Origin of the sequence: Alienimonas californiensis (assembly GCF_007743815.1) — a bacterium.
Lineage (GTDB): Bacteria > Planctomycetota > Planctomycetia > Planctomycetales > Planctomycetaceae > Alienimonas > Alienimonas californiensis.
Genome location: NZ_CP036265.1, coordinates 2,607,691 through 2,624,543, shown reverse-complemented (window position 1 = coordinate 2,624,543; position 16,853 = coordinate 2,607,691). Strand labels below are relative to the sequence as shown.

Below are 16,853 nucleotides of genomic sequence, written 5' to 3'. Positions count from 1 at the left end.
TGTCCCGCCCCGGACGGGACGCTACCCTGAGCACATCGCGACCTCTCGTTGCCCGTCCATGCCGCCCCAGCCCCTGCCGGCCACCGTTTCGGGGAACGCGGACCAGACGCAGTTGGACTCCGGGCAGTTCGTGCGGCGCCGGTTCGGGCGGTATGAACTCCTGCGGACGCTGGGCCGGGGCGCGATGGGCACCGTCTATCTGGCACGGGACCGGCGGTTGCATCGGAACGTCGCCCTGAAGACGCCCGCGCCGTCGATCGTGGACGACCCACGGCTGCGGACGCGGTTCCTGCACGAGGCCCGGGCCGCGGCGACGCTCCAGCACCCCAACCTCTGCCCGGTCTATGACGCCGGCGAGATCGACGGCTGGCCGTACCTCACGATGGCCCTGCTCCCGGGGCCGGACCTTGCCGCCGCCCGCCCGGGGCCGCAGCCGGCCCGCGAGGCGGCGCGGCTGATCCGCGACCTCAGCGACGGCATGGCCCACGCCCACTCGCATGGCATCGTCCATCGCGATCTGAAACCGGCGAACGTGCTGATGAACGCCGCCGGCCAGCCGGCCGTGACGGACTTCGGCCTCGCCCGCCGGGTCACCGCCGCCCGCGAAAACGACACCGTCACGGACGCGGCGGGCGAACGCACGGGATCGCCGGGCACGGCGTCCGACGATCTGGTCACCGCGCCCGGGTCGATTCTCGGCACGCCCTCCTACATGGCCCCGGAGCAGATTGGGGGCGACCGCCGGGAGGTCGGCCCGCGGTCGGACGTCTATTCCCTCGGGGTGATCTTCTACGAACTGCTGACCGGCCACCGCCCGTTCGAGGGGAAGTCGACCGCGGAGGTGATGCGGCAGGTCCTCACCGGCACGCCGGTTCCCCTGCGGGAGCGGCGCCCCGACGTGGACCCGGCCCTCGACGAGATCTGGCAGCGGATGACCGCCTGGGACGCGGCCGACCGGTTCGGCTCCATGGCGGAGGTCCGCGACGCCTTGAACGCCTTCCTCAACCGCAACGAACCCTCGGGGGGGGACGAGCCGACGATCCCCGCCGGCCCCCCGAACGCCCCGCCGGCCCCAGCGACCTCGGTCGACCGCTCCGCGTCGGCGCTCCCGGCGCCGAACGCGGGGCGACGCAGCACGGCCCTGTGGGCGGCCGCGATTGCCGGGGCGTTCCTGCTGTTGGGCGTGGTGACGATCGTCTACCGGGCGGCGGACGGCTCTCTGCAAACGATGACGGTGGACGTCCCGGGCGACGTGGCGGAGGTGCGGGTCGGGCAGCCGTCCGACCCGTCGCCGCCCGGCGGCGACCCCGCCCGCCCCGACGCCCCGTCCCCCGCCGGCGCCGCGGCTGCGGACGAGGACGCCGGCTGGGAGGAACTGTTCAACGGCGAAGATCTCACCGGCTGGGCCACCGGCGATGACGACGCCTGGGAGGTCCTGGACGGCGTGCTGCACGCCCGCTTCCCCGCGGACGACGAGAGCCTGCTGAGCGAGTTGCGCACGCAGCGGGCGTTCGGCGACGGCGAGTTCCGGGTGGCCGCTCGGCTCGAGGGTGCCGTCGGCAGCGGCGTGACCGTCCGCAACCCGTCGGGCCGGGGCGGCCGCGCGACCGAGGTGAACTTCGCTCCCGCCGACGCCGGCTGGCACGGGTCGCTGTGGTCGAAGGTCTGGGACGGGGAGAACTCCGAGGGCCGCCCGCCGGAGTCGATCCGGGTGACGCCGGAGACCGCGAAAGCCGCCGACGCCGCCGCCGCCGGCAACGGCCTGCCCGCCGGCTGGCACGTCCTCGACATCCGGACCGAGGGCGAAACGGTCTCGGTCCGGGTGAACGGCGTGCCGACGGCCTCCGCGGACTTGGACGACTTGCCCGCCCGGGGCGCTCTCGGCCTGCTCCTGCAACGGCGCTCGCCCGGGAACGTCGGCTCGATGGCTTTCCGTAGCGTCCGTTGGCGCCCGCTCCCCCCCGCCGCCGCCCCGACGGAGCGGTAGCCGGCGTCGGTTTCTCGCAACGGGAGGCGTCGAGCGGAGGTATCGCCGGCCGCCCCCCACCGTCCGAGAACGCCCGATGTTCGCCGCCCGCCTGCTGTTCTCGCTCGGCCTCCCGCTGCTGATCGGCTGCCAGCCGGGCGATTTTCGAGCCGAGACGGAACTGAACCCCGACGGCTCCGTCACCCGCACCGTGCAGCAAAAGCGGTTGGCCGGAGACGCCGACGCCTGGGACGAACGGGAGGACGAGGTCAGCCTGGCCAGCGCGCGGGACTGGGATCGCCCGCTGGCGGACGTGCCGCCGCTGCCGGCGAACCGGCGGGCCCGGGGCGAGGGCGGCGTGCGGGCGACCGGCCGGTTCGCCTCCGCGGACGCGATGCCGCACGCGGTCGAACTGCCGATCGCCTCCTATTCCAACATCCAAAAGGACGCGGAGGTGCCGCCGTCGCGGCTCGAACGGGATGTGACGGTGACCGACTACGGCGTCCTCACCGCCTACGAGTGGGAGGAAACGCTGACCGCCGGCACCGATCCGGTGCGCATGGAACGCACCCGCCGCTTCGTGTTGGAGGAGTCCGCCCCGCTGGTTCAGGCGGTTCTGGAACAGGAACTCGGGCAGGGCACCGACGCCTCCGCGCTGAGCGAATGGGTTCTCACCGTCGGCGACGACTGGACGGCGGACCTACTGGCGGCCCTGTTGGAGGCCGCCGCCCGCCCCGGCCCCCTCCTCAACGCCCCCGCGGACCGCATGCGGGAGATCGCCCGCCACTACGGGCTGGACGCCCCCGACCCCCGTGACGACCCCAAGGCCGCCGCCGCCGCGGGGCGGGCGTTCGCCCGGACGCTGCTGGCGGAGCGGGTCACGGTCGACGGCGAACCGCTCGCCGGGGCGAAGTTGGACCGGGCGATGGAGGTCCTGATGCTGAACGGTTCCGGCCCCGCGGGCGCCGCGGCCCTGTGGAACGGGCAGCTCGTCGTGAAGTACGGGTCGCAGCAGGCCGGGCACGATCTGGCGGGCGTGCTGACGGCCCGCTTCTTCGGTCCGAACGGGCTGCTCGGCACGGGCGAGTCGTTCGCCTACCGCCACCGCACGCCCGGCCTGCTGCTGGAGACGAACGGCTCGATCCTGTCGGCCGGCGACGCCGACGGCGAATCGGCGGAGGTCCTGTTCCGCTTTGAAATCCGCGACGCCTGGCCGTTTGGCCGGCCGATGACGGCCCGCTCCGTCGTGCTGCACCCGGGCCGCCAGCGGGAGTGGTTCGGAGAGGTTCTCGTGGGCGACCGGGTCGCGGCGCTGCAATTTCTCGAACGCATGCAGTACGAGCACGTCCGCACCGAGTGGCTCACTGCCATGGAGGCCGGCGACGCCGAGGCGATGCGGAAGATCATGAAATAGGCGAGCGGGGGGCGTGAGCCCCCGTGTCATCGCACGCTTCCAAACACACGGAGGGCTGACGCCCCCCGCTCGCCTACGGGGTGAGGGCCGCGGTGACCTGCTCCTCGGGTACGTCAGCGAAGACGCGGACCTCGCCCAGACGCACCGGGAGCACCAACCGCAGGGCCCCGGCGACGTTCTTCTTGTCGGACCGCATCGCCGCCAGCACGGCGTCCGGCGGGGCCTCCACCGCGGCGGGCAACTCGATCGGCAGGCGGAAGCGTTCCAGCAGCGCCGTCTGGCGGGTCAGCACGTCCGGGGGGATCATCCCCCGGCTCACCGCCAGTCGGGCGGCGCAGGTCATGCCGACGGAGACCGCTTCGCCGTGGCTCAGCACGCCGTAGCCGGCGAGGTTTTCGAAGGCGTGGGCGAAGGTGTGGCCGTAGTTCAGCGTCGCCCGCACGCCGGTCGTCTCGAACTCGTCCGCCGCCACCACCGCGGCCTTCAACTCGCAACAGCGAGCGATCAGCGGGACCAGCACGGCGGGGTCCCGGTCGAGGATCGCCCCGGCGTTCTCCTCAAGCCAACCGAAGAACGCCGCGTCGGAGATCACCCCGTACTTCACCACCTCGGCGAGCCCGCCGTGGTACTCGCGGTCCGGCAGGGTTCGCAGCACGTCCGGGTCGACCAGCACCCCGGCCGGCTGATGGAAGGCCCCGACGAGGTTCTTGCCCCGCGGCAGGTTCACCCCGGTTTTGCCGCCCACGCTGCTGTCGACCATCGCCAGCAGGCTGGTGGGAACCTGAATCAGCGAGACGCCCCGCATGTAGCTGGCGGCCGCAAACCCGGCGAGGTCGCCGACCACCCCGCCACCGACCGCGATCACGCAGGCCCGCCGGTCCGCCTTCAGATCGAGCAGAGTCCCGTAGATGCCGTGCAGCGACTCGAGGGATTTTGACTTCTCCCCCGGCTCCACCACATGCAATGCCGAGGCAACGCCGACGCCCCGCAGGGCGTCGGTCAGGGGGGCGGCGAGGTCTCGCAGGTTCCCGTCCGTCACCACGACGGCGGCCCGGCAGTCCGGCAGGCGGTCGGTAAGAAACGCTGCCGTTTCCCGGAGGACCCCGGCCTGCAACACGATGTCGTACCCCGTCGCGGGCCGCCCGCCGGGCGAGACGCGCACGGTGCGGAAAGCGGGCGGGGCGGCGGCGTCGATGGGGAGAACCGGGCGGGCGAAAGGTGCGGCGAAACGCCCGGCGGAGGGCCGGGAACTGGGCGGAACGGCACGATACGGCGGACCGGGAGGTTCTCAAACATTCCGCCTCCCGTCGCCCCGCCGGCCCGGACGCCCCTTGCGACCCCACCCGGCGGCGGGATAATGGCTGATGGGCGTTCAGTCCGGCCCCGCCGGACTTGACGCCCGCCGATTCTCAACCCGACCGGCCGCTCCGGCCCCCGCCGCCTCGCTCCCGCCCCGTGCGGTGCGGGGCGAACCCTTGTGCGGACCGGACGGTCGGACCTGTTCGCCGCCCCCGACCCAGAACGCCGTCCCAGCCCCGCGACGCCGCCCCGCCTGCCGCCGACCCACTCGTCCGACGCGCCCTCCGTCCGACGCGCCCGTCGCCGGCCCTGATCCCGCGGCAACTCCCCCGGCGCCGCTGCCCGCCCCCGGCCGACCCGCCCGCCCCCGGCCGATCCCACCGCACCCGAGTTCGGAACCACGGAGCGACCCTATGGCCGACCTGATGACCGCCGCTGCCTCCGCCCCCGATCGGCCCGCCGCCGATCAGACGGCCCCCGACAAAACCGCCCCCGCCTCGCTGCGGGGGACGGAGATGCTCGCCAAACTCGGCGCCGACCAATCCCTGGACGCCTACCGCCACGTCCACTGGCAGGGGTCGTTCTCCGATTACCTCGATCTGGTCCGCGAACAACCCGCCGTCGCCCGCACCGCCTACCAGCGGCTGTACGACATGGTGGTGAGTTACGGCACCTATCCGGTCGGCGACGAGAAAGAGGGGCTGATCCGCTATCGGTTCTTCGACGACCCGGAAACCGGCGGCCGCAACGCGATTTTCGGTCTGACCCGGACGCTGACGGACTTCGTCAACACGCTGAAGTCGGCCGCCCTCGGCTACGGCACCGAACGCCGCGTCATCCTGCTGCACGGCCCGGTCGGCAGCAGCAAATCGACCATCGCCGCCCTGCTGAAGAAGGGTCTCGAACGCTACAGCCGCACCGACGCCGGCGCCCTGTACACCTTTGGCTGGAAGGAGACGGACCCGGAGACCGGCGAGGAGCGGATCCTCTGGGATCCGATGCACTCCGAGCCGCTCCAACTGATCCCGCAGGAGCATCGCGAGGCGATCTGCGCAATGCTCAACGCCGATCAGCCGGAGTCGGCCCACCACATCGCCATCACCGGCGAGGCCTGCCCGCTGAGCCGCTTCCTGTTCCGCGAACGCCTCGCCGAGGCCGACGGCGACTGGACCAAGGTGCTGGAGAGCGTCGTCGTCAAACGCCTGTTGCTCTCCGAAGCCGACCGCGTGGGCATCGGCACGTTCCAGCCCAAGGACGAGAAGAACCAGGACAGCACGGAACTCACCGGGGACATTAACTTCCGCAAGATCGCCGAGTACGGCAGCGAATCGGACCCGCGGGCGTTCAACTTCGACGGGGAGTTCAACGTCGCCAACCGCGGCATGATCGAATTTATCGAGGTGCTCAAGCTCGACGTGGCCTTCCTCTACGACCTGCTGGGGGCCTCGCAGGAGCACAAGATCAAGCCGAAGAAGTTCGCCCAGACGGACATCGACACCGTCATCATCGGCCACACGAACGAGCCGGAGTTTAAAAAGCTCCAGAGCAACGAGTTCATGGAGGCCCTGCGGGACCGGACCATCAAGATCGACGTGCCCTACGTCACCCGCCTGAAGGAGGAGGTAAAGATCTATGAGAAGGACTACAACGGCCGCCGCGTGAAGGGTAAGCACATCGCCCCGCACACGCTGGAGGTCGCCGCGATGTGGGCGCTGCTCACCCGGTTGGAGCAGCCCAACAACGCCGGCCTGACCCTGCTCCAAAAACTCAAGCTGTACAACGGCAAAACGCTGCCGGGATTCACCTCGGACAACGTCGTGCAGCTTCGCCGGGAGAGCAAGCACGAGGGCCTGCACGGCATTTCGCCCCGCTACGTGCAGGACAAGATCAGCAACGCGCTGGTCAATAACTCCGAGAGCACCAGCCTCAACCCCTTCATGGTTCTCCGTGAATTGGAAGAGGGCTTGAAGCACCACAGCCTGATCCCCGACGACGAGGCCCGGGAGCACTACCGGCACCTCATCAGCGTGGTGAAGGAGGAGTACACCGACGTGGTCAAGAACGAGGTCCAGCGGGCGATCGCCGCCGACGAGGAGGCCCTCACCCGGCTCTGCGGCAATTACATCGACAACGTCAAGGCCTACACCCAGCGGGAAAAGGTCAAGAATAAGTTCACCGGCGAGGAGGAACAGCCGGACGAACGCCTGATGCGGTCGATTGAGGAACGCATCGACATTCCGGAAGCCCGGAAGGACGACTTCCGCCGGGAGATCATGAACTACATCGGCGCCCTCGCCCTGGACGGCAAGCGGTTCGACTACCGCACCAACGAACGCCTGCAAAAGGCCCTCGAGATGAAGCTGTTCGAGGACCAGAAGGACAGCATCAAACTCTCCTCGATCGTCTCCAACACGGTCGACGAGGCGACGCAGGAGAAGATCGACGTGGTCAAGACCCGGTTGATCCGGGACTTCGGCTACGACGACGAAAGCGCCACCGACGTACTCCAATACGTCGCCAGCATCTTCGCCCGCGGCGACGCCAAGGGAGACGACCGCTAACCCCGCCCGTCGTTTGGAACCCGGCCCCCGCCCCCCGCTCATGCCCGTCCCTTGTCCCGCGCCATCGACCGCGATTCGCAACGCTTCAAAAAGATCGTCCGGGGCAAAATCCGCGACGACCTGAAGAAGTACGTGACCCAGGGGGAAATGCTGGGACGCAAGGGGCGGGAGACGGTTTCCATCCCGGTGCCGAATATTCAGATCCCCCACTTTCGCCACGGTAAAAAGGGCAGCGGGGGCGTCGGGCAGGGGGAGGGCGACGAGGGCCAGCCGATCGGCAAGGGCGGCCGCCCCGGCGAGGGCGACGGCCCCGGCACCGCCGGCAATGAACCCGGGCGGCACATTCGGGAGGTGGAACTCTCAATGGAGGAACTCGCCGACATGCTCGGCGAGGCCCTCGCGCTGCCGAACATCCAGCCGAAGGGCAAAGACGAGATTAGTTCCACGAAGGATCGCTATAACAGCGTCCGCCGCACCGGGCCGGACAGCCTCCGGCACGTCAAGCGGACTTATAAGCGGGCCCTTAAACGCAGCATCGCCGCGGGGGAGTTCGATCCCCGCAATCCCGTCGTCATACCCGTGCGGGACGACGAGGAATACCGCAGTTGGACCACCCGTCCGGAGCCGCAGGCGAACGCCGCCGTCATCTATATGATGGACGTCTCCGGCAGCATGACGGACGAACAGAAGGGCATCGTCCGTACCGAGGCGTTCTGGATCGACACCTGGTTGAAAAAGCAGTACGGCGGGCTCCAGCGCCGCTACGTCGTGCACGACGCCGTCGCCCACGAGGTGGACGAGGACACCTTCTATCGCACTCGCGAAAGCGGCGGCACGCGGATCAGCAGCGCCTACGCCGCCTGCGAAAAGATCATCGCCCGCGACTTTCCGCCGGACCAGTGGAACATCTACGCGTTTCAATTCTCCGACGGCGACAACTGGGGCGAGGACAACGCCGACTGCCTCGCCAAACTGACAGGCGGCCTCCTCCCGCACTGCAACCTGTTCTGCTACGGCCAGGTTGAAAGCCCCTACGGCAGCGGCGATTTTATTCGCGAATTGCGGCGAGTCGAATCCGACCATGAGCAACTGATTCTCAGCGAGATCGAAAATCGCGACGCGATCTTCGACTCCATCAAAGACTTCCTGGGGACGGGACGATGACCGTCCCCCGCACGACCGAAGGACCGACCGACGGGAGACACGAATAAATGCCGTTCTCCACCCACCGCCCGCTGCCGGCAGAGATTAAAGCGCTGCAGGACTCCATCGAGGCGAAGGCCGCGGAGTACGGGCTCGATTTTTTCGACACCGTCTTCGAGATGGTCGATTACGACGAGATGAGCATGCTCGCCGCCTACGGCGGGTTCCCGGTCCGCTATCCCCACTGGCGGTTCGGGGCGGAGTACGACGAGATGATGAAGTCGTATTCCTACGGGCTCTCGAAGATCTACGAGATGGTCATTAACACCGACCCCTGCTACGCTTATCTGCTCACGGCCAACGAACTGGCGGATCAGAAGCTGGTCATCGCCCACGTTTACGGGCACTGCGATTTCTTCAAGCAGAACGCCTGGTTCTCCAAGACGAACCGGCGGATGCTGGACCAGATGGCGAATCACGCCGCCCGCATTAACCGCTATGTCGACCGGTTCGGCTATGAGGAAGTCGAAAAGTTCATCGACCGCTGCCTGAGCGTCGAAGACCTGATCGATCCGCACCTGCCCTTCGCGACCCCCCGGGAGGAGGTCGCCCGGCAGGCGGAGCAGGCCCGCAAGCGCCGCGAGACCGCCCCGCCGGGGGATCGGTTCGAGGCGAAGGATTATATGGACGAGTTCGTCAATCCCCCCGACGCCCTGCGGGAACGCGACCGGGAGCGGAAGGAACGCGACGACGCCTCCCGCGACGCCCGCCATTTCCCCGAACGGCCGGAGCGGGACGTCCTGCTGTTCCTGCTCGACCACGCCCCGCTCAAGGACTGGCAGCACGACGTGTTGTCGATCGTTCGCGACGAGGCCTACTATTATTTCCCGCAGGGCCAGACGAAGATCATGAACGAGGGGTGGGCCAGCTACTGGCACACCACGATCATGACGCAGTTCGCCCTCGATCCGTCCGAGGTCGTCACCTATGCCGACCACCACAGCGGCACGATGGCCACCAGCCCGCAGCGGCTGAACCCCTACAAACTGGGGATCGAACTGTTCCGGGACATCGAGGAGCGCTGGAACAAGGGCCAGTTCGGCCCGGAGTGGGACGCCTGCGAGGACCGCGTCGCCAAAGAAAACTGGGACCGCAAGCTCGGTTTGGGCCGGGAGAAAATCTTCGAGGTCCGCCGGGTGCATAACGACGTGACCTTTATCGAAGAGTTCCTGACGCCGGAGTTCTGCGCGAAGCATAAGATGTTCAGCTTCGCCTACAACGACGCCTCCGATTACTACGAAATCGCCTCCCGCGAGTTTCAGAAGATTAAACAACAGCTTCTAACGAGCCTGACGAACCACGGGCGGCCCGTGATCCGCGTGCTGGACGGCAACTATCGCAACCGCGGCGAACTGTTGCTGGGCCACGACTGGGGCGGCGTCGAGCTGCGGCAGGACTGGGCCCGGGCCACGCTGACGAACCTGTCGGAATTGTGGGGCCGCCCGGTCAATCTGGAGACGATCGTGGACGAGCAGCCCGCGATCATGTTCTGCGACGGCGGGGAGTTCGACGTGACCCCCAAGGGCCCCCGCATCCGCCGCCGCGAAACCGCCCGCCGCGGCGGCTGACCCCGTCCCCCCTTTTCTCGCCCTGCCCGTCCCCTCCGTGCCGATGAGCGCCGCCACCCTGCCGCAGCAAATTGATTCGCAGCTCGCCCGGCTGCTCGCCGGGGCCGGCGGCGGGACGGCGGGCGGCACGTTGCTGTTGACCGCCGACGACGGCGTGACCGTCGACGCGCACCTGGCGGCGGTGGAGACGCTGGGGGTGGCCCTGTCGCACCTCTCGCTGGACGTCCCCTCGCTGGCGGGCGCCTCGCAGGCGACGTTGGAGCAGTGGGGCCGCGATCTGTGCGGCCGGGTGACGTATCTATTGGAGGGTCTCGGCCCGCTGGAGTACGACCCGCAGAGCGACGAGTTACTAATTCGTAGCATCCCCCCGTCCCGCGACGCCGGGGCGACGAGTTATTTTGAAGTCATGCTGTCCGCCGCCGGCGCCGGGGCGTTCACGCTGGCCCGCTACCGTACGGAGCCGGGGGTCTCCCGCACCCGCGAGGACGTGCCGCTGACCCGGGAAGTCCTGAAGCGGCTGGTGCGGGACGCGGTGGAGACGATTCCGTAACGGCGCCCGCGGCCCCTCAACCGCCCAGCGCCTTGACCACCGCGGGGGTGAACACCGCGACCAGCGCCGCGCAGGCGCCGCAGGCGGCGACGGCAATCGCGGCGGAACACAATCGCACCGCTCCGGCGAGTTGGGCGTTACGTTCGGATTCCTCTTCGCCGTCCCGCACCACCGCCGCGGCGAGGGCTGCGATCACCTGCCCGAACAGTTCCGCGGCCATCGCGCCGCCGAGGGCGAGGAAGATGATGCACCACCGGGAGGTGTTCAATTCGAACACCACCCCCGCGGCGACGGCGAGCGTGAGCACGAACACGTGCCCGGCGAGCACGCCGTCCCGGCGGAAGCCGAGCACCAGTCCACGTTCGGCGTCGATCAGTCGTTGACGCCACGTCGCCCGGCGCCGCACGCCGTGCAGCTTGCGCACCGCTTTGATCCGCCGCGACAGCGGCCGCGCCGGCCGTTCGCCGTCCGCGTGAGCAAGGGGCGACTCAGCAAGGGGAGCCCGGGCCTCCGAAACCGCCGCAGCCGTCGGGAGTTGCGCCAGCCGCGGTCCCGCGGGGAAGGCAGGGTCCGGGGCGCGTCCCGTCGGATCGTTCGCGTGCGAATCGCTCAGCGGCGGTACGACGAAGGCGGGCAAACGGCGACCTTACGAAGACGGGGAACGCGGGGGTGAGGTCCGGCTCAGATCGGTTGGCCGAAGTCGAAAGATCACAGATCCGGGTTCGGCCCGAGCAACCCGCCGAACGTGTCTCGGCCGAATCGCGGTTCAACCTGAAAGATCAAACCGGTGTCGCCGCGGGCGTTGTTATACTGCGCGCCGACCGACACGTTGAATTCGGTGCCGATGCGGGTCACCGTCAGGTTTTGACCGCTGTTCTCCGAGTTGTCTACGTCTTGGAAGAAGCTGGCGGTGCTGGCCCATTTGGGGCCCATCCGATAGCTGAAACTGCTGACTAACGCCGTCACGTCCTGGTTCAGCGCTTCGATGTGCCGGACGCCGGTATAGAAACTGCCGCGGCGGGTCCGCTGGGTGGCGAAGCCGACGTCCCACTGTTGCGGGGCGCCTTCGAAGTAATCGAAGCTGGACGAGGCGAGGAACCGCGTGCGGTCGCCGAGGTTCCAGACGTAATCGCTGGTGACCAAGCCGAGCGTTTCGCCGAAGTTGTCGCGATCGGCGTCGGGGAAGATGGAGGCGCCGAGGTCCAGCGTCATCCAGTCTTTAATTCGTTCGAAGCCGGGGGCGCCGACCTTCGTCTGCAGTCGTTGTCGGGCGGCCAGCCGCAGGACCTGCTGATCCTCGACCAGTTCCCACACCGAACTCGTGACGTCCATCCCCACGCCCCGGCGGACGCCGTAGAAGCGGGGGTCGATCTCCATCGGAACCGGCACGCCGGGCGGCAGGTCGAGAATCGAGCGGGGAATCCGGGCTCGGTACTGTTGCTGGGCGTCGTCGTCGAGGGCGTTATATTGGGCGAACTCGCTGAGCGGTTCGGTCGTGCTGGTGGCGCGGTAGGTCATTTCCAGCCGCACCTTGTGGGCCAGGCCGTTGACGCCCAGCGTGCGGTTGCGGGCGTTCCGCCAGACGCGGGTGAAGGGCAGCGCGGCCCGGAAGCCGGCGCTGCCGACGAACCGCACGGCCTCGTCGCCGTCCAGCCCCTGCTGCTGGGCGGCGCCCTCGGCCATCACGAACGGGGTGACGTTCAGCGGACCGGCCCACAGCGGGGCGGTCAGTTCGTGCCGGGTCAGGAAGACCCCGCCGTCCACGTCCGCCGTATAGGGCAGATCCGTGAAGAGCGGGTTATAGTCGCGGTAACCCAGCCCCTCCGGATAACGCGCCGGCTCCAGGTCCCCGTAGCCGGCGCTGCTGTGCTGGGAATAGTTGACGAGCCCGCCCAGCAGCGGTTCGCCGAGCCCGTAGAGGTCGAGTTTCGGGTACCAGCCGGTGTCGGTGACGAAGTCGTTCAGCGGCACTTTGCCCATGGCTTCCCAGCCCCAATTCGAGAACCCGTAGTTCTCGAAGGAGCCCGTACCGTACAGCAGGGTGTCTTCGTCCGGGCCGTTGTCCCAGTCGCTCTCCCACCAGGATTCCAGCACGTTAATATCGCTGCGTTTGCCGACTTTGGCGATCACCCGCCCGCGGCCGGCGAGGAACTCCGAGGGCAGAAGCTGTTGATGGCGCCAGCGAATCCGGTAGCGGCCGTTCACTGGCGGTTCGATGTCGCGGCGGTACACGCCCAGGCGGTCCAGCCCGTCGTCCTGCACGAACCAGGCGATGCCGTCGCCCATCCCCTCGCCCGGCAGGCCGAACAGGTTCCGGTTCGCATAGGAGCCCTGCAGTCCGGCCGCGGCGCCGCGCTCGCTGTAGAGCCCGGTGAGCAGGTCCAGGTTCACGTCCGGCGGCGGCTCCACGCCGAACAGCACGAACGGATCCCAGACGACCTCCAGCTCCCGGCCCCGCTCGGTGCTGTTGCCGTATTGAATCCGCTTGACGGGAATCTGCGGATCTTCCGCCGGCCCCGAGAGGTAGGGAATATAGACCGTCGGCACGTCCCCGGTGTTGGGCGAATTGAAGATCAGCCGATTGTCGTAGCTGCGAATCCAGTTCCGCTTGGTCGTCGACTGCCCGGTGGCGGGATTGACGACGCGTTCGGCCCCCGCCCGGGGGACGTCGTCGTACCGGGGTTCGAGGAATAATTCCCGACTTTCCAGGCGGTAGCCGGGGAAGCCGAACTCGCTGGTGGTGCTCCAGGCGTCGCGGGCGCGGAAGTTATCCTCGGCCAGTTGGCGCAGTTCCCGGGCCCGCACGCGGACGGTGCCCTCCGTATTGTTGGGGCCGACGCCGGCGACCGTCGTGGACAGTTCGGCGTCGAGCAGCAGCCCGCGATCGGCGCGAATGTCGTAGACCGCCCGCTGGGCGTGCACGACGTTCGCCCCCTGCCGGATTTCAATATCGCCTTCGAGATAGACGGTCAGCGGGAAGTCCGCCGGTTGCACGCGGGCCACGCCGGGGACGACGCCGCCGCCGCCCGCCGAGCGGGTCCAAATGACGACGTTCTCCGCGGCCAGGCTGACCTGATCGGTGGGTTCGCCGGGCAGGACGGTGCCGAAGCTGCCGCCGACGTCCAGCCCGTCGACGATCAGTCGGACGCCGCCGGTGACGATCGTCACCTGCTCCGCGGGGAGGGTGTCGTCGTTCTCGTACGATTTGACCGAGGGCGGCACGGCGCTGCGGGGCAGCAGCTGGATGCGACGGACCTCGCTGTCGCCGCCGGCCGGCCGGCCGTCGCCGATCGCGTCGCCGGCGCCGGGGCTCGCCTCCGGCGGGGCGGGGGCGAGCAGGTTGGAGCCCAGCCCGCCGAGCGGGTTGCGGAGCACATCCTCGGGCGGCCCCAGCCGGGTCGTGCGGCTGCCGCCGCCGCTGTACTTCCGCCGCTCGGCGGCGCGGGTCAGCAGCGGGTCGGCGGTGGCGGGTTCGCCGACGGTCTCGGCGGCGACGTCGAGCTTCAGTTCCGTCGGGGCCAGTTCGAGGACGATCTCCGGCTTGCTCTCGGTGTGGCCGGGGCGGTTGAGCTTCACCCCGCCCTGCAGATAGACCGTGACCAATTCGCCCACCCCGGTGGGGTTCGGACGACGCCACAGCACGCCCTCGCGGGCGGTGACGGTCGTGCGTCCCTGGGTGAGGGTCACGTCGCCCCGCAGCAGGGAGATCCGTTCCAGAGCGGCGGCCATGTTCCGGGCCCCGGGGCCGGTCTGGCCGACGACGTCCGGCTGCCAGGTGCGGGCCCGCAGGGCGGAAATGGTCAGTCCCTCGTCCGCCTCTTCGAGGAGGACGCCCGTGGCGGCGGGGTCTCCTTCGGGGAGGGGCACCGGCGGCGGGGCGGCCTGCGGCTCCGGATCGGCGCCGCCGAACGGCAACAGGAGATCGAGCAGCGGACGGGGCCGCGCCGCCCCGTTCGGCCGGCCCGGGAGCGCGCGCGGCGGCTGCGGGGCGGCGGTCGGCAGCGGCTCCGGGCGGGGGCCGAGCCGGAAGATCGGTTGCCGGACCGTCGGCGTCGTCGCCGGGTCCTCCCCCAGCGGCGTCGGCGGCGGGGCCGGCACGGCGACCGGCAGCGGGGCGCCGAGAACCGGCTGGGCGGCGGCGTCGTCGGAGAACTGGTCCGGCGCTCCGTCGAACGGCGCCCCGTCGAACGGGTCCCCGGGGACCGGGGCCGGCGGGGGGCCGGGGTCGAACACGGGAGCCGGGCCGCCCTGTCCCAGGGCGATTCCGCAGGCCCACAGGCTGAACGCCGCCGCGACCGGAGCGATCCGGGCGGCGCCGACGGGCGGCAATCGGCGGCGGGCGGGGGCCGGCAAGGGCTGAGCCGTGCGTCCGTGATGGGGAGACCGACCGCGGCGCGCCACCGCCCCGGAATGCGGAGCGGGCGCGACGGCGAGCGGGGAACCGCGGGTGCTAGGCCGACCGGCCGCGAGCGGTCAACGGGAACTCGCCCCGTCCGCTCACGAATTGCCTTCGCGCCCGAACGACCCAACTCCCGGCGCCGGTTCGGTTTCCGTCGTCTCGCCCTCCCCGCGGAGCCGCTTGCCGCAGGCGCCGGCGGCGGCCAGCACGGCGATCGCCGGCACGATCGGCCCCCGCATCCGGGCGTTCGACCAGTACACCGCATGTACCGCCGTCACCGAGACGACCATCAACAGAACCGGCCGCCACGCCGCCCAGCGGTCACTCCGCCACACCCGCACCGCCCCCGCCGCGGCCAGCAGGAACACGACCACGTTCCACCCGCCCACCGCCCCCCAGACCGGCGCCGGCAACCCCTCCGCCGCCGGCCCCTGCGGCGTCGGGCTCCACAACCGGCTGACCCGCAACGGCACGGCCCGGGCGAAGCCGGCGGGGTCGGATTGGATAACCTCGAGCGCCCGATCCCGGTGCCAGCGGTCGCGGCGGGGTTCAGCCTCGGGGCTGAAGAACCACTGCGGCCCCGACTCGACCTGCACGTCACGGGAAAGGCCCAGTCCGGTCGTGTCGACCCAGGTCAAACGAGCCCAGTCTGCCTCTGGCCGCGGGGCACGTTGCCAGCCTTGAGGCCCGAGTTGGAGCAAGCTGGTCCTGGACCAAGACTCAGCTCGGAGTTGGGTGATCGGAATGTCCTGGGACGGCCCCCGCCACCCCACCGAGGGGGGGAACCAGAACCGGGCGTTGCGCACCGTCCTGACGTCCACTCCGGACTCCACTGCGAACGCTCCCTCGGTCCGCTGTTGCCAAGTGCTCAGGCTCCCCCCGCCCCAGACCGCCCCCGCCGGGCCGCGGACAATCTCTTCGTAGAACACCTCGTTGTTCGCCAGGTGCAGCGTGTAGCCGCCGTGGGTTGTCATGAGGATCGGCCGTTCGAAGACGATCCAGTTCCGCGCCGCCCACGGGCCGACGATCAACGCCACGCCGACCGCCCCCAGAGCCAGTCGGCCCCAGCCGAGCCGCCAGCCGGCCCGGCCGCGGAGACGGTCCCAAATCCACCCCAACGCCCACAGCCCCCCGAACGCCCAAACCGTCGGCCGACAGAGGGCGGACAGCCCGAACAGCACGCCAGTGAGCGCGGCGCCGCCCCGAGAGCCGCGACCGTCAGGGAGCGCGATGACGTGGTCTTCTGAGCCACGCCACCGCGCTCCCTGACGGTCGCGGCTCCCGTCCGCGACACGGCATGCCCGGCAGAGCAGGGCGACCGTCAGCAGGGCCGCGGTCACCTCCGTCATCGGCCGCGGCGTGTACCGCAGCAGGATCGGGTCGCAGGCGACGACGGCCCCGGCCAACATCGCCCCGAGCCAGTTCAGGCCCAGAACGCGGGCGAGCTGCACTGTCAGCCCCGCCGTTGCCGCCCCGGCGAGGATCTGGAAGAGGAGGATCGCCCAATGGAGGTTCCCCAAAGCCGCGTAGATCAGCGGGACCAGCGGGGGGCGAAAGGCGGTCGCCGTGCCGGTCTCGGGACTGACATAGCCGGCGCCGTCCAGCAGGTTCGCCGCCAGACTGCGGTACATGTCGACGTCGACGGCCACCTCCCCCGCCCAGCGTCCGACGGCCGCGGCCCGCAGGCCCGCGGCGAGCGTGACGACGGACGCGACGACCGCCCACCCCGGCGGACAACGAACCGCGGCGGGGCGGGGGAACGAGGGCATTCCGAGCAGATCGGTGGCAGGGCGGGGGAATCGCTTTAGAGTACCCCGCCCGCCGCGTCTCGCCCCCCCGCCCACATCGCCGGCTCCGCTCCCGCCGACGTCCCGTCGGACCGCTCCGGAGTCC

The 16,853-nt window shown here is 69.8% G+C and carries 10 protein-coding genes; 6 read left to right on the top strand and 4 right to left on the bottom strand.

Annotation, left to right across the window (positions count from 1 at the left end; translation table 11 throughout):
* Positions 1–58: 58 nt before the first annotated feature.
* Positions 59–1,987 (top strand): protein kinase domain-containing protein, encoded by a 1,929-nt coding sequence (locus tag CA12_RS10295; protein WP_145358866.1) that lies wholly within the window; start codon positions 59–61, stop codon positions 1,985–1,987.
* A 76-nt stretch (positions 1,988–2,063) separates the two neighbouring features.
* Positions 2,064–3,380: a hypothetical protein gene (locus CA12_RS10290; RefSeq protein ID WP_145358865.1), complete on the top strand. Its 1,317-nt coding sequence runs from the start codon at positions 2,064–2,066 to the stop codon at positions 3,378–3,380.
* A gap of 73 nt (positions 3,381–3,453) precedes the next feature.
* On the opposite strand, the gene aroB is transcribed toward CA12_RS10290, so the two are convergent.
* Positions 3,454–4,542, bottom strand: a complete 1,089-nt coding sequence (gene aroB, locus CA12_RS10285; RefSeq protein WP_207622195.1) for a 3-dehydroquinate synthase — start codon at positions 4,540–4,542, stop codon at positions 3,454–3,456.
* A gap of 652 nt (positions 4,543–5,194) precedes the next feature.
* Here aroB and CA12_RS10280 point away from each other — a divergent pair.
* From CA12_RS10280 to CA12_RS10265, 4 genes are read left to right on the top strand one after another with little or no spacing between them, the layout of a single operon-like run.
* On the top strand, positions 5,195–7,240 hold the full coding sequence (locus CA12_RS10280; protein ID WP_207622223.1) for a PrkA family serine protein kinase: 2,046 nt from the start codon (positions 5,195–5,197) through the stop codon (positions 7,238–7,240).
* Between the two features lie 51 nt (positions 7,241–7,291).
* Positions 7,292–8,404 (top strand): DUF444 family protein, encoded by a 1,113-nt coding sequence (locus CA12_RS10275; protein ID WP_145358862.1) that lies wholly within the window; start codon positions 7,292–7,294, stop codon positions 8,402–8,404.
* A gap of 47 nt (positions 8,405–8,451) precedes the next feature.
* Positions 8,452–10,011 (top strand): SpoVR family protein, encoded by a 1,560-nt coding sequence (locus tag CA12_RS10270; protein WP_145358861.1) that lies wholly within the window; start codon positions 8,452–8,454, stop codon positions 10,009–10,011.
* Positions 10,012–10,054: 43 nt separating this feature from the next.
* A complete protein-coding gene (locus tag CA12_RS10265; RefSeq protein ID WP_145358860.1) occupies positions 10,055–10,561 on the top strand; it encodes a hypothetical protein in 507 nt (168 codons plus the stop codon).
* A gap of 16 nt (positions 10,562–10,577) precedes the next feature.
* Here CA12_RS10265 and CA12_RS10260 read toward each other — a convergent pair whose 3' ends face one another.
* The 3 genes from CA12_RS10260 to CA12_RS10250 form a co-directional block, all read right to left on the bottom strand.
* Complete coding sequence (locus CA12_RS10260; RefSeq protein WP_165700677.1) at positions 10,578–10,985, bottom strand: diacylglycerol kinase; 408 nt, start codon at positions 10,983–10,985, stop codon at positions 10,578–10,580.
* Between the two features lie 284 nt (positions 10,986–11,269).
* Entirely contained in the window at positions 11,270–14,914 is a 3,645-nt protein-coding gene (locus CA12_RS22015; protein ID WP_165700676.1) for a hypothetical protein, read from the bottom strand.
* Positions 14,915–15,058: 144 nt separating this feature from the next.
* Complete coding sequence (locus tag CA12_RS10250) at positions 15,059–16,729, bottom strand: ArnT family glycosyltransferase (RefSeq protein ID WP_145358858.1); 1,671 nt, start codon at positions 16,727–16,729, stop codon at positions 15,059–15,061.
* Positions 16,730–16,853: the final 124 nt, after the last annotated feature.